Source organism: Kitasatospora sp. NPDC043950 (genome assembly GCF_056435345.1).
This window is the reverse complement of the sequence record NZ_JBWKER010000001.1, coordinates 32,045-48,619: the sequence shown is the minus strand read 5'-3', so window position 1 is coordinate 48,619 and position 16,575 is coordinate 32,045. Positions and strand designations below refer to the sequence as shown.

General features: G+C 75.4%; 18 protein-coding genes and 1 pseudogene. 13 read left to right on the top strand and 6 right to left on the bottom strand.

All coding sequences use genetic code 11. The annotated features are described in order from the left end of the window. The first annotated feature begins 236 nt into the window (after positions 1 to 236). The 5 genes from AC07BF_RS00235 to AC07BF_RS00215 all read left to right on the top strand — a co-directional run bounded on the left by AC07BF_RS00235 (position 237) and on the right by AC07BF_RS00215 (position 2,829). Positions 237 to 836, top strand: a complete 600-nt coding sequence (locus tag AC07BF_RS00235) for a GNAT family N-acetyltransferase (RefSeq protein WP_363587435.1) — start codon at positions 237 to 239, stop codon at positions 834 to 836. Between the two features lie 140 nt (positions 837 to 976). Then, complete coding sequence (locus AC07BF_RS00230; protein WP_363587437.1) at positions 977 to 1,444, top strand: HAD family hydrolase; 468 nt, start codon at positions 977 to 979, stop codon at positions 1,442 to 1,444. Between the two features lie 66 nt (positions 1,445 to 1,510). Further along, on the top strand, positions 1,511 to 1,936 hold the full coding sequence (locus AC07BF_RS00225) for a hypothetical protein (RefSeq protein WP_478332666.1): 426 nt from the start codon (positions 1,511 to 1,513) through the stop codon (positions 1,934 to 1,936). Continuing rightward, entirely contained in the window at positions 1,936 to 2,241 is a 306-nt protein-coding gene (locus AC07BF_RS00220) for a PRC-barrel domain containing protein (RefSeq protein ID WP_363587441.1), read from the top strand. The genes AC07BF_RS00225 and AC07BF_RS00220 overlap by 1 nt, the downstream gene beginning before the upstream one ends. Positions 2,242 to 2,244: 3 nt before the next feature. Continuing rightward, positions 2,245 to 2,829, top strand: a complete 585-nt coding sequence (locus AC07BF_RS00215) for a type 1 glutamine amidotransferase domain-containing protein (protein ID WP_478332665.1) — start codon at positions 2,245 to 2,247, stop codon at positions 2,827 to 2,829. Between the two features lie 57 nt (positions 2,830 to 2,886). On the opposite strand, the gene AC07BF_RS00210 is transcribed toward AC07BF_RS00215, so the two are convergent. The 4 genes and pseudogenes from AC07BF_RS00210 to AC07BF_RS00195 all read right to left on the bottom strand — a co-directional run bounded on the left by AC07BF_RS00210 (position 2,887) and on the right by AC07BF_RS00195 (position 6,212). Further along, entirely contained in the window at positions 2,887 to 3,741 is an 855-nt protein-coding gene (locus AC07BF_RS00210) for an ATP-dependent DNA ligase (protein WP_478332722.1), read from the bottom strand. A gap of 60 nt (positions 3,742 to 3,801) precedes the next feature. Beyond that, a pseudogene (ligD, locus tag AC07BF_RS00205) lies at positions 3,802 to 4,680 on the bottom strand (non-homologous end-joining DNA ligase); the annotation flags it as partial. A 106-nt stretch (positions 4,681 to 4,786) separates the two neighbouring features. Next, entirely contained in the window at positions 4,787 to 5,218 is a 432-nt protein-coding gene (locus tag AC07BF_RS00200) for a VOC family protein (protein WP_350879418.1), read from the bottom strand. A 28-nt stretch (positions 5,219 to 5,246) separates the two neighbouring features. Further along, positions 5,247 to 6,212 carry an AraC family transcriptional regulator gene (locus AC07BF_RS00195; protein WP_363630532.1) on the bottom strand — a complete coding sequence of 322 codons (966 nt, stop codon included), beginning with the start codon at positions 6,210 to 6,212 and terminating at the stop codon, positions 5,247 to 5,249. Positions 6,213 to 6,400: 188 nt separating this feature from the next. Between AC07BF_RS00195 and AC07BF_RS00190 the strand changes: the two genes are divergently transcribed. Continuing rightward, positions 6,401 to 6,991: a pyridoxamine 5'-phosphate oxidase family protein gene (locus tag AC07BF_RS00190; RefSeq protein WP_363630533.1), complete on the top strand. Its 591-nt coding sequence runs from the start codon at positions 6,401 to 6,403 to the stop codon at positions 6,989 to 6,991. Between the two features lie 19 nt (positions 6,992 to 7,010). On the opposite strand, the gene AC07BF_RS00185 is transcribed toward AC07BF_RS00190, so the two are convergent. Further along, entirely contained in the window at positions 7,011 to 7,367 is a 357-nt protein-coding gene (locus AC07BF_RS00185) for a hypothetical protein (protein ID WP_478332664.1), read from the bottom strand. A 223-nt stretch (positions 7,368 to 7,590) separates the two neighbouring features. Here AC07BF_RS00185 and AC07BF_RS00180 point away from each other — a divergent pair, with 223 nt between their 5' ends. Then, positions 7,591 to 8,529: a COG1361 family protein gene (locus tag AC07BF_RS00180; RefSeq protein ID WP_478332663.1), complete on the top strand. Its 939-nt coding sequence runs from the start codon at positions 7,591 to 7,593 to the stop codon at positions 8,527 to 8,529. A gap of 140 nt (positions 8,530 to 8,669) precedes the next feature. Here the strand turns inward: AC07BF_RS00180 and AC07BF_RS00175 are convergent, their stop codons facing one another. Further along, positions 8,670 to 9,065, bottom strand: coding sequence for a transglycosylase family protein (locus AC07BF_RS00175; RefSeq protein WP_363617297.1), 396 nt, complete (start codon positions 9,063 to 9,065; stop codon positions 8,670 to 8,672). Between the two features lie 474 nt (positions 9,066 to 9,539). Here AC07BF_RS00175 and AC07BF_RS00170 point away from each other — a divergent pair, with 474 nt between their 5' ends. From AC07BF_RS00170 to AC07BF_RS00145, 6 genes are all read left to right on the top strand, one after another. After that, positions 9,540 to 10,061: a universal stress protein gene (locus AC07BF_RS00170; protein ID WP_363587455.1), complete on the top strand. Its 522-nt coding sequence runs from the start codon at positions 9,540 to 9,542 to the stop codon at positions 10,059 to 10,061. A 54-nt stretch (positions 10,062 to 10,115) separates the two neighbouring features. Beyond that, positions 10,116 to 11,570: a MocR-like pyridoxine biosynthesis transcription factor PdxR gene (pdxR, locus tag AC07BF_RS00165; protein WP_363587457.1), complete on the top strand. Its 1,455-nt coding sequence runs from the start codon at positions 10,116 to 10,118 to the stop codon at positions 11,568 to 11,570. 220 nt (positions 11,571 to 11,790) lie between these two features. Further along, positions 11,791 to 12,303 (top strand): hypothetical protein, encoded by a 513-nt coding sequence (locus AC07BF_RS00160; RefSeq protein ID WP_363587458.1) that lies wholly within the window; start codon positions 11,791 to 11,793, stop codon positions 12,301 to 12,303. 588 nt (positions 12,304 to 12,891) lie between these two features. Then, positions 12,892 to 14,301 carry a family 2B encapsulin nanocompartment shell protein gene (locus tag AC07BF_RS00155; RefSeq protein WP_363587460.1) on the top strand — a complete coding sequence of 470 codons (1,410 nt, stop codon included), beginning with the start codon at positions 12,892 to 12,894 and terminating at the stop codon, positions 14,299 to 14,301. Positions 14,302 to 14,506: 205 nt separating this feature from the next. Continuing rightward, positions 14,507 to 15,532, top strand: a complete 1,026-nt coding sequence (locus tag AC07BF_RS00150) for a hypothetical protein (protein ID WP_478332662.1) — start codon at positions 14,507 to 14,509, stop codon at positions 15,530 to 15,532. A 120-nt stretch (positions 15,533 to 15,652) separates the two neighbouring features. Beyond that, positions 15,653 to 16,423 (top strand): bestrophin-like domain, encoded by a 771-nt coding sequence (locus AC07BF_RS00145; protein WP_063350621.1) that lies wholly within the window; start codon positions 15,653 to 15,655, stop codon positions 16,421 to 16,423. The last annotated feature ends 152 nt before the right edge of the window (positions 16,424 to 16,575 follow it).

Sequence of the window (16,575 nt, the reverse complement as noted above, 5' to 3'; positions counted from 1 at the left end):
GTTCTGCTCTCGTCCCCCCCCAACCCCCCCCTCCCCCCCCCCCCCCCCCCCCCCCCCCCCCCCCCCCCCCGCCCCCCCCCCCCCCCCCCCGCCCCGCTCACCGGACGTCCCGGGCGTCACCGCCGGGCCGCTCGACCACCGGCCGGGCCGCACGCCCCCGCCGGCCGGGCGGGGGCGGATTGCCGGCCGGGAAAATTCGCTGGCGGGCACCGGAGCGGGCGGGATAGGAAGGCCGGATGAGCACTACCGAGACCTCCGCCGAGCGGCGCGTCCTGCGGCCCGCCACCCTCGACCTGGGCGACGTCGCGCTGCGCCCCTGGGGCAGGGCCCTCGACGTGCCCGGCGGCACCGTCCCCGCCCTGGTGGCGGCCGCGGCCGACCCGGAGATCGCCCGCTGGAACCCGCTGCGCATCGCCGACCCGGCCGGCGCCGAGGCCTACCTCGACCGCTGCGACACCGGCTGGGCCGAGGGGCGCGCGGCCGCCTTCGCGATCACCGACGCCCTCGACGGGACCCTCCACGGCAACGCCTTCCTGGGCTGGACCGACCAGTCGGACGGCATCGCCACGGTCGGCTACTGGCTGCTCCCCACCGTCCGCGGCCGGGGCATCGCCACCCGCGCCGTCACCGCCGTCACCCGCTGGGCCGTCGCCACCGCCGACGCCCGCCGCATCGAGCTCTGGCACGCGGTCGGCAACGAGGCCTCCTGCCGCGTCGCCGACCGCGGCGGCTTCCGCCACGAGGGCACCACCCGGGCCTCCTACCGCTACGGCGACGGCGACTACGTCGACGAACACCTCCACGCCCGCCTCGCCACCGACCCGGACGCCGGGTAGCCGGGTTCGCCGACCGGCTGCCGCGCGGGTCCTCCCGGTGCCGGGAAACCGGTGGGCCGCAGGCTGCGCGCACGGCGGGGGAGCGGCCTAACCTGGAAGGGCGCGTACGGTGCGTGGCCCGGGAAGGGAAACGGTCGGCCATGACGGTGATCTCGGCGGCTCTCTTCGGTACCGATTGGCGCCCTGCGCCGCCCGGTTCCGCCGAACTGCTGCGCGAGTGCGCCGCCCGGGGCTGGACGGTCGTGCTGACCGGGCCCGGGCCGGGCGGGGCACCGGCCCTGACCGTGACCGCCCCCGGGCGTGACCCGGTGCGGGCCGCGCTGGAACTGGTCGGCGGCACACCGCCGCACGCCGTGGCGGTGGCCGGCAGCGTGCGCGAGGTGCTGGCCGCGCGGCGGGCCGGGGTGCCGTGCGTCGCCCTGGCGGCCGGTGCGGACGCCGGCCCCGAGCTGAGGGCGGCGGGCGCGGTCGAGGTCCACCGCGACGCCGACGCCCTGCTGCGCGTCCTGGACGACAGCCTGCTGGCCCGGCCCCGGGCCTTCGGCCCCGTGGGCGCCGCCGCCGGCGCCGCACCACACGCCGCAACCGGCGGCCCCCTGAGCGGTTAGCGCCTGCCCGTACCGGGCAACCGCCCGGGTGCGAGCACGTCACCGGAAGTGTCGGAGGTGACCGAGATGGACGGACCCGCGTTGAGCGGATGGGAGCGACGGCTCCTTGAGGAGATCGAGTCCGATCTGCGCCAGGACACGCGCCTCGACCGGAAGTTGAGCACGATGGGCGCCAAGTCGCCGAGCCGGGCCCGGTGCGTGCTGCGCGGCGTCGGGCGCCGCCTGTCCGCCGGGGTGGTGCTGACCGCCCTGGTGATGTCCGCGATCTGCCTCAGCATCGGCGTGCGGACCCCGACCACCGCGGTGCTGACCGCCCTCGGGCTGGTGTGGGCGGCCTCGGTGGCGGCGGCGATCGCCACCTCGGCGCTGCTGCGCCGCCGGGCCGAGGGCCGGGACCGGGCTGCGGGCCGGGACCGGGGCGAACACCGTGCCGCACCCCCCGACCGGGACGAGCGCCGCGAACGCCGCCCCTGGGACCAACCGGAGGCGTGATGACCACCGACCTGTGGGAGTACCGTCCGGGACCCCACCACGCTGCCGACCTGAACCTGACCGGGTACGAGGTGCAGGCCACCGACGGCCCGCTCGGCCGGGTCGAACAGGACACCGGGGACCACCTGCTGATCGACGCCGGGCCCTGGGTGGCGGGCACCCGGCTGTCCGTTCCGGTCGGTCTGGTGTCGCGGATCGACCACCTGGAGCTGACCGTCCACCTGGACTGCCCGCGCGCCCGGCTCAGCCCCGCCCCGGCCGCCGCCGTCCACCTGGGTTCCGCCTGCGACCCACACCGGCGCTGAGCCATGGGCTGGCCGTCCACCACGCTCACCGGCCGGACGATCGCCTTCCTGGTCGCGCCGTACGGGGCGGAGCAGGTCGAGCTGACCTCGCCGTGGCAGGCGGTGGCCGAGTCCGGCGGCACCCCGCGGTTGCTGTCCACCGGGCCCGGCCGCGTCCAAGCCGTCCGGCACCGAGCCCCGGGCGACACCTTCGCCGTCGACCTCCTCGTCGCCGGGGCGCGGCCGTCCGCCTTCGACGGCCTGGTCCTGCCCGGCGGCGTCGCGAGTCCCGACGCGCTACGGCTGGACGAGGCCGCGGTGGTCTTCGTCCGCGCCTACTGCGCCTCCGGCCGCCCGGTCGCCGCGATCTGCCACGCCGCCTGGACCCTGATCGAGGCCGACGCCGTCCGCGGCCGCACCCTCACCTCCTGGCCGAGCCTGCGCACCGACCTGCGCAACGCCGGAGCCCACTGGGTGGACGAGGAGGTGCACGTCTGCCGCGCCGGCCCCGGCCCCCTCGTCACCAGCCGCGGACCCGCCGACCTGCCGGTCTTCAACGACACCCTGGTCACCGAGTTCGTCCACGCGGCGAAGCGGCGGAAGGGGTGAACCCGCTTCCCGCCCCGGGGAGTTCCCGGCGTGCCCGGCGCGAGCTGCGCAGGGGGGTCAGTCGCCGCGCAGCCGGACGAAGGCGGCGACGGGTGGGCGGCCGGTGAGGGTCAGTTCGGCGCGCAGCGGTCCGGTGAGGGGGTGGACCGGGCCGTGCTCGGGGTCGGTGACGGGCGGGCCGGCGAGGGGACCGACGGCCTCGGCGACCTCGCGGGCCTGGACCGGGGTGAGCCGGGGAGTGCTGAGGAGCACCCGGCCGTCGTCGAGTTCGAGGACGAGGGCGTGCGGACGGGAGGCCGGACCGGTGAAGGCGCGGACGGTGGCGTCGAGGGTGTCGCTGCGGCGGTACTTGACCCAGGCACGGCCGGTGCCGCGCGGGCGGTAGGGGGAGCCGGCGGCCTTGCAGACCAGGCCCTCGACGCCGGTGTCGGCGAGGTGGGCCATCCAGTCCAGCGCCTCCGTCCGGTCGGTGGTGGCCAGTACCGGCTGGATCGGCGGAGGGACGTCGGCCAGCGCGGCGAGCAGCAGCCGGCGCCGGTCGGTGAGCGGCAGCCGGCGCAGGTCGCGGCCCGGCAGGGCGAGCAGGTCGAAGGCGATCAGGCCGAGGACGACGTCCGGGGCGGCGGCCCGGGCCCGGCGGGTGCGCAGCAGTTCCCCGAAGGCGAACCGGCCGGCCCGCCAGGCGACGAGTTCGGCGTCCAGCACCAGCCCTTCGGGCAGCCGGGCGACGGCGGCGGCGATCGGCGGGAACTCGGGGGCGAGGTCGCGGCCGGTACGGGACTGCAGGACGGGCGGGCGGGCGCCGCGGGCGAAGGCGACGCAGCGGAAGCCGTCCAGCTTCAGCTCGTACTGCACGCCCGCGCCGCCCAGGCCGTCGGCGGGCGGGACGGCGGTGACGGCGGCGGGGCGCATCACCTCGACGGGCGGGTGGAGCACCTGGCGGGGCTGCTCCTGCCGGGTCGCCGGGCCGGCGGGGAGCGGCCGGGCCCGCTCCGGGTCCAGCAGCGGCGCGAACAGGTCGCCGTGGGCGGCGAGGCGCTCCGGCACCTCGGCGAGGGTGAACACCAGGTCGTCCGCCGTGCCGGCGCGCTCCAGCTCGGCCCAGGTCAGCGGGGTGGAGACGGTCGGCAGCGGCCGGGCCCGGAGGGTGTACGGCGCGGCGGTGGTCTTCCTGGCGCTGTTCTGCGACCAGTCGACCAGCACCCGGCCGGCCCGCCGGGCCTTCGCCATGGTGTGCACCACCAGCTCCGGGCGGTCGCCCTCCAAGGCGGCGGCGAGCGCCTTCGCGTACGCCGAGACCCGGGTGCTGGGGGTGGGCTCGATCGGGACCAGCAGGTGCAGGCCCTTGGAGCCGGAGGTCTTCACCCACGCCGCCAGGCCGTCCGCCGCGAGCCGCTCGCGCAGCAGGACGGCGACGGTGCGGCAGGTGAGGACGGACGCGCCCGCACCGGGGTCGAGGTCCAGGACGAGGCGGTCGGCGAGCCCGGGCGCAGCCGCGTGCCACTGCGGGACGTGCAGTTCCAGACAGCCCAGGTTGGCGGCCCAGAGCAGCGCGGCACCGTCGTCGAGGACCACCTGGCGCAGGTCGCCGCCGCTGCTCGGCACCTCGACGGTGCGCACCCAGCGCGGGGTGCCGGCCGGCGGGTTCTTGGCGATGAACACCTCGGCCTCCACGCCGTCCGGGCAGCGCAGGAAGGAGACCGGGCGGTCGCGCAGGTGGGGGAGCAGGGCGCCGTGCACGGCGGCGTAGTAGCGCAGCACCTCGCCCTTGAGGGTGCCGGTGCGCGGGTAGTACACCTTGTCGAGGTGGGAGAGCGCGAGGGTGCGCCCGTCCACCGTGAGCTGCGGCATGGGTGCTCCCCGGAGCCTGGGTGGGCCTGTGCGTGGCCCCCGCAGCCAGTCTGCCCGGGCGGCGGCGGGGGCGCAGCCGGTCCACCGGGGGTCGGAGGTGGGCCGCTCACCCCCGCGCGGGGGCGGCGGGCCGCGGCGCGCCCCGGTAGGTGCCGAAGTACCACTGGTTGCCCTCCGGGTCGGCGGCGGCGAAGTCGCGCGAACCGTAGTCCGTCTCGGTGAGCGCGGTGGTGATCCGGGCCCCGGCGGCGACGGCGCGGTCGTGCACGCCGTCCGGGTCCGCGGTGACCACGTACGCGGTGAAACCGCCCGGCCGGCCCGGGCAGGGCGCGCCGCCCTCGGGCGTCTCCCGGTCGGAGCCGAGCATCACGCCGCCGCCCTCCGGCCAGGCCAGTTCGGCGTGGGCGACGAACCCGCCCTCACCGTAGGCGACGACCTCCTGGAAGCCGAAGGCGTCGACCAGGAAGCGGATCAGGGCCCGGGCGTCGGTGGCGCGCAGGCTGGGCCAGACCTGCGGGGCGGGGGCGGTGCCGTCCATGGCTGTCTCCTCGGGGGGGGCGGGTTGCTTACGCCTCCCACTCTGCGGCCGCCGCACCCGCCCCGCCTTGGACGTTTCGGAACTTCGCCTCCTCCGGCCCCTCCGCCGCCAGCCACGCGCTCGGCGCGGCCCCGGCCAGGGCGCGGAACTCCCGGGCCAGGTGCGCCTGGTCGAAGTACCCGCAGCGGACGGCCAGGTCGCCGAGCCGGGGCGGTGGCGAGGCGGCCAGCAGATGGCGGGCCCGGTCGAAGCGGATCACCCGGGCGGCGGCCTTCGGCGTCAGACCGGTCTCCCGGCGGAACCGCTCCTGGAGGTGCCGGGTGCTCCAGCCGGTCTCCCGGCCCAGCGCCGCCACCGGCAGGGTGCCGTTGCTGCGCCGCAGCGCCCGCCAGGCCCAGCCGACCTCCGGCGGCACCTGCCCGGACGGGCGGGCGGCCCGCAGCAGCGTCCGGTCCAGCACGGCGAAGCGCTCGGACCAGGTGCGCGCGGACTGCAACTGCTCCTGGAGGCGCGGGCCGAGCTGCCCCAGCACCTCCTCCGCCGGGAGGTCGATCCCGGCCAGCTCGCCGGCGGGCAGCCCGAACAGCGCCCGGGCGGCCAGCGGGTGCACGGCGATCTGCACGCCGGACTGCCGGCCGTCGTGGGTGATCAGCGCCGGGCCGGTGTGCAGGCCGCCGAGCAGCGTCGGGTAACTGCCGGGCGGCTGCGCCGGGTCGGGGTGCCCGGTGATCACCAGCGGCTCGTCCAGGGTGAGGATGAACGTCAGGTACGGGGACGGCAGGCCGCGGTGCAGGGCGGGCGGGATGCCGCGCTGGCGGTACCCGGAGTACCAGGCCACGTACGGGCGCAGCGCGGGCGCGGGCCGGGCGCGGACGGCTTCGTCGACCAGGTCGGCGTCGGTGTCGGCGGCCGTGTCTGCGGCCTCGTCGGCTGTGGCTGCGGCCGCGGGCCCGGTTGCGCCGGCTGCGGACGTCTCGGGGGTTTCCGTCGTCACGTTCCCAGTATCGGCGGCCGGTGGCGAGCGTGCCGCGCGGCGGGGGCGGGCGTCTTGGACAAATGCGCACCGGGGCCGCCGAGTTCGGCCGCTCTGCGGGCGTCCCGGTGGGCGCCCCCGGCGAGGCGGCCGTCTCGCCCAGCGGATCATCCTTTCTTGCCAGGCGAGATGGGCGCACACTGGCGGGCATGGGAAAGCAGTACGAGAGCATCGACGGCAGGCTGCGGGAGTTCATCGAACGGCAGCCCCTCTACTTCGTCGCGACCGCGCCCCTCTCCACCGACGGGCACGTCAACGTCTCGCCCAAGGGCCGCTCCGGCACGCTCGTGGTGATCGACGAACTCACCCTCGCCTACCTGGACTTCGGCGGATCCACCGCCGAGACGATCGCCCACCTGCGGGAGAACGGCCGGATCACGCTGATGTGGTGCGCCTTCGACGGCCCGCCGACCGTGGTGCGGGTGCACGGCCGGGGCGAGCCGGTGTTCCGTGACGACCCGCGCTTCGCCGGGCTGTTGGGCCGCTTCGACCCGGCCGTCGACGGCTCAGGGCTGCGTGCGATCGTGCTGGTGCGGGCCGAACGGGTCAGCGACTCCTGCGGGTTCGCCGTCCCGCTGATGGACTACCGCGCCGACCGCGAGCTGCACGCGCAGTTCTTCGGCCGCAAGGACGAGGAGGAGTTCAGCACCTACTGCGAGGGCAAGCAGTACGTCGGCACCAGCATCGACGGCCTCCCCGCTCTCCCGCTGCCGCTCCCGCCCCGACCGGACAGGACCTAGCAGGCCCGTCAGGCCCGCGCTACGGGCAGGGTTCCTCGACGCGCGTCGCGGTCAGGCCGATCGCCTGCCCGGTCAGCACCTCGCCGGCCGCCGGGCTCTGCCCGCACACCCGCCACTCCCACTGCACCACCACGACCCGCCCCCGCGGACCGGCGTCCCGCACGCTGACCGGGTACCACAGGGGCAGCAGCGCCCGTGCGGCCAGGACGGTCTGGCCGCGCAGCTCGGGCATCGGCGGGTGGGGCGGGCTGGGTGCGGGGATCGCGTAGCCGGGCCGGTCGTCCGGCGGCAGCGTGCGGCCGGGGTCGGTGTGCGGATCGCAGGCGGCCAGCCCGAGCGAGGCCACGAGCACGAGCAGGGCCCAGGTGCGGCGCATGGTCCCCCCGGTGGAATTCGCCTACGGTCCCGGCGAACCGACCGTACCTGCCGTGCGGTGCGCCGGGTCGGTTCGTGACCGGCTCGCGGCTGGACCGTCGCCACCTCGGTACGCGCCGGGGCCCCGGGCAAGCTCGTGCCGGAGCGGAACGGCGCCGCCGGCCGCGCTACGGACGGCAGCCATCCGGTTGCCCTGGGTGTCGGACGGGGGGAGCGTGATGGTCATGATACGAACCCTGCGTGCCGCCGCCCTGGCCGCGCTCTCCCTAGTACTCGTGGCCTGGCCGGCCCAGGCCGTCACCGCCCCGCGCGCGGAGCGGTCGGGGACCGCGCGGCTGTCCGTCGAGCTCTGCCCGCCCCGGGGCCCGGTGGTCCCGGGCGAGAACGGGACCCTGGAGGTGCGCGTCACCAACCAGGGCCCGGCGGCGACCACCGATCCGACCCTGGTGGTCGTCCATCTGCCCCCGCCGGGCGTGGTGAAGTCGGCCGACCCGCCGGTGGAGCTGGCGTACTTCGGGACGGGCAGCTCCTATTCCGTCCCGGCCGGCCTGGCGCCGGGGGCCACGTCCGTGGAGCGGCTGTCGCTGTACGTCGCGCCGATCACCTCGCCGTTCACCACCATCAGCGGTGACGTCCAGGCCTTCTACCCGGGCGACCCGGACCAGTCCGGCCACACCACGCCGTACAGCTTCACCACCGCCGACACCCGGGCCCACTTCATGGTCGGCGCCTCCTCCGCCTGGCAGGCCGGGCACCCGGTGCCGCAGCCGGGCGACCTCACCGGCGCACCCGGGGCCACCATCGACCTGCCGCTGTGGGTGTACAACGCGGGTCCGTCGTACTCGACCCACCCGATCGACGTGCGGATCACCGTGCCGGAGCGCACCACGCTGACCGGCCCGACGCCGTACGACTGCACGGCCACCGGGCCGCGGACCCTGACCTGCCACTACGGGGTCGGGCCGCGCTACCAGGACGCGATCTTCATCGACCCGGCCGTGGTGATCGATCCGGCGACGACCGCCGGCCAGGTGCTGTCCGGCGGGACGCTGGACGTGTCCGGTCAGGAGGACTGCCCCTCGCCCGACTGGCACACCGACTTCTCGGTGACGGTGGCGGCCGGCCCGCCCGGCGGCGGCCCGGAACGGGCCCCGGTCCGGTAGCCCGACCGCCGCCCGTGGGCGCGGCCCGCAGGCCGGCGCGTGCGGTCGGCCGCAGCGGGCGGGAACGCGACGACGCCGCCGCACCCGGGGAGGGTGCGGCGGCGTCGGGGGCCCGGGACAGGCGGGCCGGGGGGTGGGGACTACTTGCCCAGGCCGGCCTTGACGGAGCAGATCGGCCAGGCGCCGGGGCCCTGGGCGGCGAGGACCTTCTCGCCGATGGCGATCTGCTGCTCCTTGGTGGCCTGGTGGGCCTGCGGGGCGTACGCGGTGCCGCCGAAGGCGGCCCAGGTGCTGGAGGTGAACTGCAGGCCGCCGAAGAAGCCGTTGCCGGAGTTGACGGCCCAGTTGCCGGTGGCCTCGCAGGAGGCGACCTTGTCCCAGACGGTGGCCGGCGCGGCGGAGGCGCTGGTGGCCGTGACGAGGCCGGCGACCGGCAGGGCGGTGATCGCCCCGGCCATCAGAGCCATCCGGACGCGGTTGCGGCGCTTCGGGGTGGCGGTGGTGGTGGCAGCGGCAGTCTCGTTACGGAAGGTCATGCGGTTCCTTTCGGAGGAGGCTGCGAGCGCGCGGAACCAGGCCCTCGGAAGGCCGTTGGTTTCGGGGGACACGTCACTCGCGTGGTCCGGCACCGTTCCGGTTCCGGGGCGGTGAAGCCGACCGGAGCGGAGTGCTTGGTGCAACGGATTCGAAGGTACGGGGGCGGTTGAGGCGGTTTCAAGGATTTGGAGGTTTAGGCACGTCAGGGGGCCGTTACCGGGCGTAAGGATCAAGGAAATGACATGATTTGGCCCGATTTGCCACCATTTTCAAGATCAAACCACCCGCCGAAGTGGCCTGCGTCACGCCGAAAGTCGTGTGAGCCCGCCCACATCGTCGACAGCGCGTGACGTCCCACCAGCCCCCGGTGTCGAAATCGCCGCACCGCCCGGCGCCCCGGGTGGCCCGCGCCACAACCCTCACCGGGAGGGCCCCCTCCGGTCACGCACGGTGGCGGGCATAGCCTCGGGGCCATGAGCAACGAGAGCGATGCAGAGGACGTGGAGGCCGTCGGCGGCGCCGGGGAGCCCAGGGCGGCAGCGGCCCCCGCGGGCTTCGAACTGGGGACGGACGGGCCCAAGGTGATCCTGGCGGGGCTGGACGGCTCCGACTCCTCCTGGCGCGCCACCGCCTACGCCGCCGGGCTGGCCCGCCGCCAGGGCGCCACCCTCGCGGTCGCGTACGTCCAGCCGATCCTGGGCGCGGCCACCGCGCTGGCCGGGGCCGTGGTGGAGGAGACCACTCAGGAGATCGCCGACGAGCTGCTGACCGCCCTGCGCGAGGCCGAGCACCACGTGAAGGAGGTGTGGCGGGTGGAATGGCGCTTCCTCACCATGCGCGGCGACCCCTATACGGGGCTGGCCAAGCTCGCGGACGAACTGCGCGCCGACGCCGTCGTGGTCGGCGCCTCCGAGCAGGCCGGGCACCGGGTGATCGGCTCGGTCGCCGTCCGCCTGGTGAAGGCGGGCCGCTGGCCGGTCACCGTGGTGCCGTAGCGCGGCCGGGCCGCCCGGCAGGGGGCCGGGTGGCGGCGGGTAGGGTGCGTGACCATGACGGAAACGCCGGGCGCGCACCCCACCGGGCCCGCCCACCCGACCGGCAGCGACCTGCACCTCGACCTCCCCGCCGTCGGGGGCCGCCGTGCCGCGCTGATGGCGGCCCTGCGCGAGGCGATCCGCAGCGGCCGGCTCGCCCCCGGCACCCGACTGCCGCCGTACCGCGCGCTCGCCGCCGACCTCGGGCTGGCCCGCAACACCGCCGCCGAGGCGTACGCCGAACTCGTGGCGGAGGGCTGGCTGACCGCCCGTCAGGGCTCCGGCACCGCCGTCGCCGAGCGCGCCGAGCCCGTCCCGCCGAGCCCGTCCCCCCGACCCTCCGTGCGGCCGGGGCCCGTCCACGACCTGCGCCAGGGCCGGCCGGACGCCGCGTCCTTCCCGCGCGCCGCCTGGCTGGCCGCCGCCCGCCGGGCCCTGACCGCGGCGCCCAACGAGGCCTTCGGGCCCGGCGATCCGCAGGGGCGGCGCGAACTGCGCACCGTCCTCGCCGACTACCTGGCCCGCGTCCGCGGGGTGCGCACCGACCCGGACCGGATCGTGGTCTGCTCGGGCTTCGCCCACGCGCTGCGGCTGCTGTTCGCCGGCGGGGCGCCCGCCCTGCCGCCCGAGTCGACCGGGCCGCTGGCCGTCGAGGCGTACGGGCTGGGGTTCCACCGCGGGCTGCTGGCCGCCGCCGGGGTCGCCACCGTGCCCCTTCCGGTCGACGAACACGGCGCCAGGCTCGGCGGGTTGGCGCACCGTCAGGACGTCCGGACGGCCCTGCTCACCCCCGCCCACCAGTTCCCGACCGGCGGACCGCTGCACGCCGGCCGCCGCGCCGCCGTGGTCGACTGGGCGCGCGGGCGCGGCGGCCTGCTGCTGGAGGACGACTACGACGGCGAGTTCCGCTACGACCGCCAGCCGGTCGGCGCCGTCCAGGGGCTCGACCCCGAGCGGGTGGTCTACCTCGGCTCGGTCAGCAAGAGCCTGTCACCGGCGCTGCGGCTCGGCTGGATGGTGCTGCCGGACCATCTGGTCGACCGGGTGCTCGCCGCCAAGGGCGAACGCGAGGGCTGGGCCAGCGCGTTGGACCAGCTGACCCTCGCCGAGCTGATCGACTCCGGCGGCTACGACCGGCACGTGCGGCGGATGCGCCGCCGCTACCGGGAGCGCCGCGACCAGCTGGTGGCCGCGCTGGCGGGGAGCGCCCCGCACATCGGGGTCTCCGGCGTCGCGGCCGGCCTGCACGCCGTCCTGCGGCTGGAGCCCGGCACCGAGCACGCGGTGCTCCAGGCCGCCGCCCGCCGGGGCCTGGGCCTGGACGGGCTCGCCGACTACCGGCACCCGGGGATCGGCCCGGAGGCCATGCCGGCCATGGACGGCCTGGTCGTGGGCTACGCCACGCCGCCCGACCACGCCTACCCGGCGGCGCTCGCCGCGCTCTGCGACATCCTGCCGCCGCCCGCCTGAACCGGCCGGGCCCGGGGCGGCCGGACCGGCACCGGCCTGCCGGGCGACCGGCTCCGGGTGGCCGTCCGGGACGGCGGGCGAAGCATAGGGCCCCGGGCGGGGCGGTGGGGGCGGAACGCAGCCGGGGTGGTCCGCGGTGTCCGCCCCCGACTCGTGCGTCGGTACGGACCGGGGCGGAGCGGGGCAACGGAACCGGTACCGCGCCCTACGCTCCTTGGTCATGCGCAGAACACATTTGAGCCGTGTCGCCCTCGCCGCGTGCCCGGCCCTCGCCGTCGGTCTGCTCCTCTCCGCCACACCCGCCCAGGCCGACACCCCGCTGCCGTTCACGGCCGTATCCGACCGGCAAACGACCGTCCGGGGCGGCGAGTTCACCCTGACCCTGACGCTCAGCAACCCGTACGACACGCCGATCCAGTTCGTGTACCAGAGCGTTCAGCCGACCTACCAGACCAGTCTGGAGAACGGCCTCAAGTTCACCGCCACGGCCTGCGGCACCCAGACCAACGGCTGCAGCGACAATGTCCACGGCGGGATCGCCCGGTACAACGTGCCGCTCGCCCCCGGTGCCACGAGCAGCTTCACGGTCACCTACACCGTGGCGCCGGACTCGACCTGCGGCGCGGCGACCAGGATCGACTTCTACTCCTACCTGTACTACGAGTACAAGGGGGGCGAGGCCAAGAACTCCGGCATCGTCGGCATCCCCGGCAGCCAGATCGCCTGCGCCTGACGCATCGCCCGACCGGCGCTCCCTCGCCGCTTCCCCGTCGCACCCCCACTGCGCATCCCCGATCCCCCGTCAGGTGCCGGCCGCCCCCGTCCCGGCACCTGACGGGCCGTTCGCGTGCCCGGATCCCGGTGGCGGGCCGGCGCCCATGGTCGGGGCGCAGCTGACCGGCCCCGTTGCGTCGGCCCCGTTGTGCCGGCCCCCCGTTGACGACCCGCTCCCGCCGATGTCGTACGGGGGGTACGCCGCCTGTCCGCTGTCCGCTGTCCGCGCACGGGGGTCGGTCGCGCGGGATCCGCGGCGGGGAACGGATGTTCTCGCGACCCGGGGCCCGAGCGGAATGGGACTGCTTCAGATTCACCCTATCGGGGGGTAGTCGGCCTCCGTGCGGGCCCGGTCGGGCGCTGGTGATCTAGGGTTCCCGATGGGCCGCCGGGAGACGGTGGCCGTGATCGCGATGAATCGCCAACACCCCCATCGATACGCGTGTCTGATGAGCCGTCATGGCATCAGTCGGGGTGGATCGGGGCGACCCCGTCGCCGTCCTTCCCTGACCGCGTGATCCGACCAGATGAATGGAGACCCCTGCCGATGCCCGTGGACACGAGCCCGGAGACAGCGCAGGTCCCGCAGCAGTCCAGCCTCACGACGGCCGCTGCCCGCAACCTCGCCACCACGACCAAGTCCGCACCGCAGATGCAGGAGATCACCTCCCGCTGGCTGCTCAAGGTGCTTCCCTGGGTACAGGCCGCTGGCGGCGCCTACCGTGTCAACCGACGGCTCACCTACACCGTCGGCAACGGTGTGGTCGAGTTCATCAAGACCGGCTCCCAGGTCCGGGTGATCCCCGCCGAGCTGGGTGAGCTCGCCCTGCTGCGCGGCTTCGAGGACGAGGAGGTGCTGACCGCCCTCGCCGACCGCTGCGAGCAGCGCGACTTCGGCCCCGGCGAGGTGCTCACCACCCAGGGCGGGGCCGCCGACCGGATCTTCCTGATCGCGCACGGCAAGGTCAACAAGATCGGCACCGGCAAGTACGGCGACGACACCGTGGTCGGCGTGGCCGGCGACGGCGACCGCTTCGGCGATGACGCCCTGCTGGACCCGGACGCCGTCTGGGAGTTCACCGCCACGACCGCCACCGCCGGCGTCGCGCTCACGCTGACCCGCCGTGACTTCGCCGCCATCCGGGACAACTCGCCGAGCCTCCAGGAGCACCTGCTCGGGTTCCTGGCCCTGCCGCAGCAGGCCCAGAACGAGCGCGGCGAGGCCGAGATCGCCATGTCGGCCGGCCACCACGGTGAGTTCGAGCTGCCCGGTGCCTTCGTGGACTACGAGCTCAAGCCCCGCGAGTACGAGCTGAGCGTCGCGCAGACCATCCTCAAGGTCCACACCCGCGTCGCCGACCTGTACAACGAGCCGATGAACCAGATCGAGCACCAGCTCCGGCTGACCATCGAGGCGCTGCGCGAGCGCCAGGAGCACGAGCTGGTCAACAACCCGGAGTTCGGCCTGCTCAACAACGCCGACTTCGACCAGCGGATCCAGACCCACTCCGGCCCGCCCACCCCGGACGACCTGGACGAGCTGCTCAACCGCCGCCGCGACCCCGACTACCTGCTCGCCCACCCGCGGACGATCGCCGCGATCGGCCGCGAGTTCAACGCCCGCGGCCTGTACCCCCACCACGTCGACCTCGGCGGGCAGCAGGTGCCGGCCTGGCGCGGGGTGCCGATCCTGCCGTGCAACAAGATCCCGATCACCAAGGAGAACACCAGCTCCATCCTGGTGATCCGTACCGGTGAGGACAACCAGGGCGTCATCGGCCTGCACCAGAACGGCATCCCGGACGAGTACCAGCCGTCGCTGTCGGTCCGCTTCATGGGCATCGACGAGAAGGCGATCATCTCCTACCTGGTCAGCGCCTACTACTCGGCCGCGATCCTGGTGCCGGACGCGGTCGGCGTCCTGGAGAACGTCGAGATCGCGCACCGCCGCCACTGAGGACGGCCGACAACGGGGCCGGGCCGTAACCGGCCGGCTCGAAGATCGTTTGACCTGATGACGGACGGCCCGCCCCCGGAAGGCGGGCCGTCCGCCTGATCGTGCCTCATCACGTCTGATCGCGCCTGCCCGCGTCCTCCTGCGGGCCGGGCGGATCGCCCTGTTCTGATCCCGTCCCCGGCGACCCGAGAGGTGAGTGGAGCCCATGCCGCAGCGCCGGCAGTCCCGACGGATATCGCTGGACGGCGGTGGGGGTGCGGCCTCCGGTCGGCGGACCAGGCTGATCGGCGCCGCGGTCGGAGTGGTCGCGATGTGCGCCCTGGTCGGCGGCACCTCGGCGTCCGGCACCGAACACCACGGCGGGGAGCAGCAGCACGGCACGACCGTCGACTCCTGCGTCTGCACCGCGACGGACGTGTCGGTGCAGGTCGGGCCGGGCGGGGACGTGAACGTCGGGGTCGACGTGGACGTCCAGGTCGGCGTCACCGTCGCCCCGACGGCCGACGCGCGACACCAGGGGCCCGGGCTCCCGCACCGGCACCACCCTTGCCGCACGCCGAAGGCCGTGCCCGGACCGGCCTCACCACGGCCCTCGGACACCACGGGGGTCCGTCGGCAGCCCGGCCGCCCGGACGACGAGCACGGCGGGTACGGGGGCCACGACGGGGACTGGTGGCACGGGGACTGGTGGCACCACCACCATCACCACCCGCACCCCTGCCCGAGCCCCACGCCGACGCCGACCCCGACGTCGAGCCCCATCCGCACGCCCAGCCCGACGGCGACCCCGACGCCGAGTGCCACGCCGACGCCTTCGCCGACGTCGAAGCCCAGTCCGACTCCGGCACCCGTCCCCACGCAGTCGCCGACCCCCGCGCCGACAACGCCGGCTCCCAGCAGGACACCTGGGCCCACCCCGCCGCCGGCGGCACCCGCGCCGAACCCGCCCGCACCCCCGGCGCCGGCCCCGGTGGCACCCGCGCCCCCACCGGACCCGGTGGCCCCCAGCCCGGACGCGCCGAGCCCGGTGCGCCCGAGCCCGCTGTGGCCGACCCCGGCGGCGCAGCCCGTGTACCACGTGCGGGCGGCGCAGCCGCCGGTCCCGCCGCAGCACCACCACAACGCCCCGGCGACGACCACCATGCTGCTGGTCACCGTGCCCGCCATCCTGGCGGCGGCGGCCCTGCGCCCGGGCCGTGGACGCGGCCGCGGCCGTTCCGGGCGGTCCTGACCGCCCCACCGAGGCGGCCCGCCCCGGCCCCCGGTCCGGCCCTGGAGCCCGACCTGCCTGGCCCGGGGCCGGCCTCGATCCTTTGTTCCGTCACAAGCCGAGCCAGAGAAGGGAGTTCCCATGTCCGAATGGTTGGCGTTGGCCATCGCGATGGCGGCGGCCTGTGCCGTCGTGGTGGCGGTGGTGGTGCTGCGGCACCGCCGGGTGGGCACCGAGAAGAACGTCGACGAGACCCCGGACGTCATCGACTACATCACGATGATGATCGGCGTGGTCTACGCGATCGTCCTCGGCCTCGCCCTCGCGGGTGTCTGGGAGGCGCGCGGCGCCGCCCAGGACGACCTGTTCCGGGAGGCGCAGTCGTTGCAGGAGGTGAGCGACCGGGCGGTGGTCTACCCGGCCGAGTTCCGCGACCAGGTCCGGGCCGACGTGGACGCCTACGTCTCGTACGTGGTGAAGGTCGAGTGGGACTACATGCGCAAGAACGGGGAGATCTCCGACAAGGGCACCGAACTGCTGGACAAGCTGCGGGTGGACGTCGCCACCCGGCCGCCGGCCTCCGAGCTGGAGTCGCAGTCCTACCAGCCGATCATGGACCGGATCAGCCAGGCCGACGACGCCCGCAACTCGCGCGGGCAGAACGCCGGGCCGACCATGCCCGGGGTCGTCTGGTTCGGCCTGATCACCGGTGCCGTGGTGACCGTCGGCATGCTGTTCGCGCTGCAGATCCGGCGCACGCCGAGGGAGTTGATCCTGGCGGGCTGCTTCAGCGCGCTGATCGCGTTCCTGCTGTTCATGATCTGGGACTTCGACGATCCGTTCGGCCGGAGCGTCTCGGTGACCACCCAGCCGTTCGTCGACCTGTTCCCCTCCCTCGGGCTCAAGGGCTGAGCAGGGCCCGCCGAACCTCGCCGAAGCGGGTGGGGGGGGGGGGGGGGGGGGGGGGGGGGGCCCGGGGGGGGGGGGGGCGGGGGGGGGTGTGGTCGCGGGGTGGGGGGGGGGGTGGGGGGGGTTGTCTGTTGCTCTCGGTGAGGGGGGAAGAA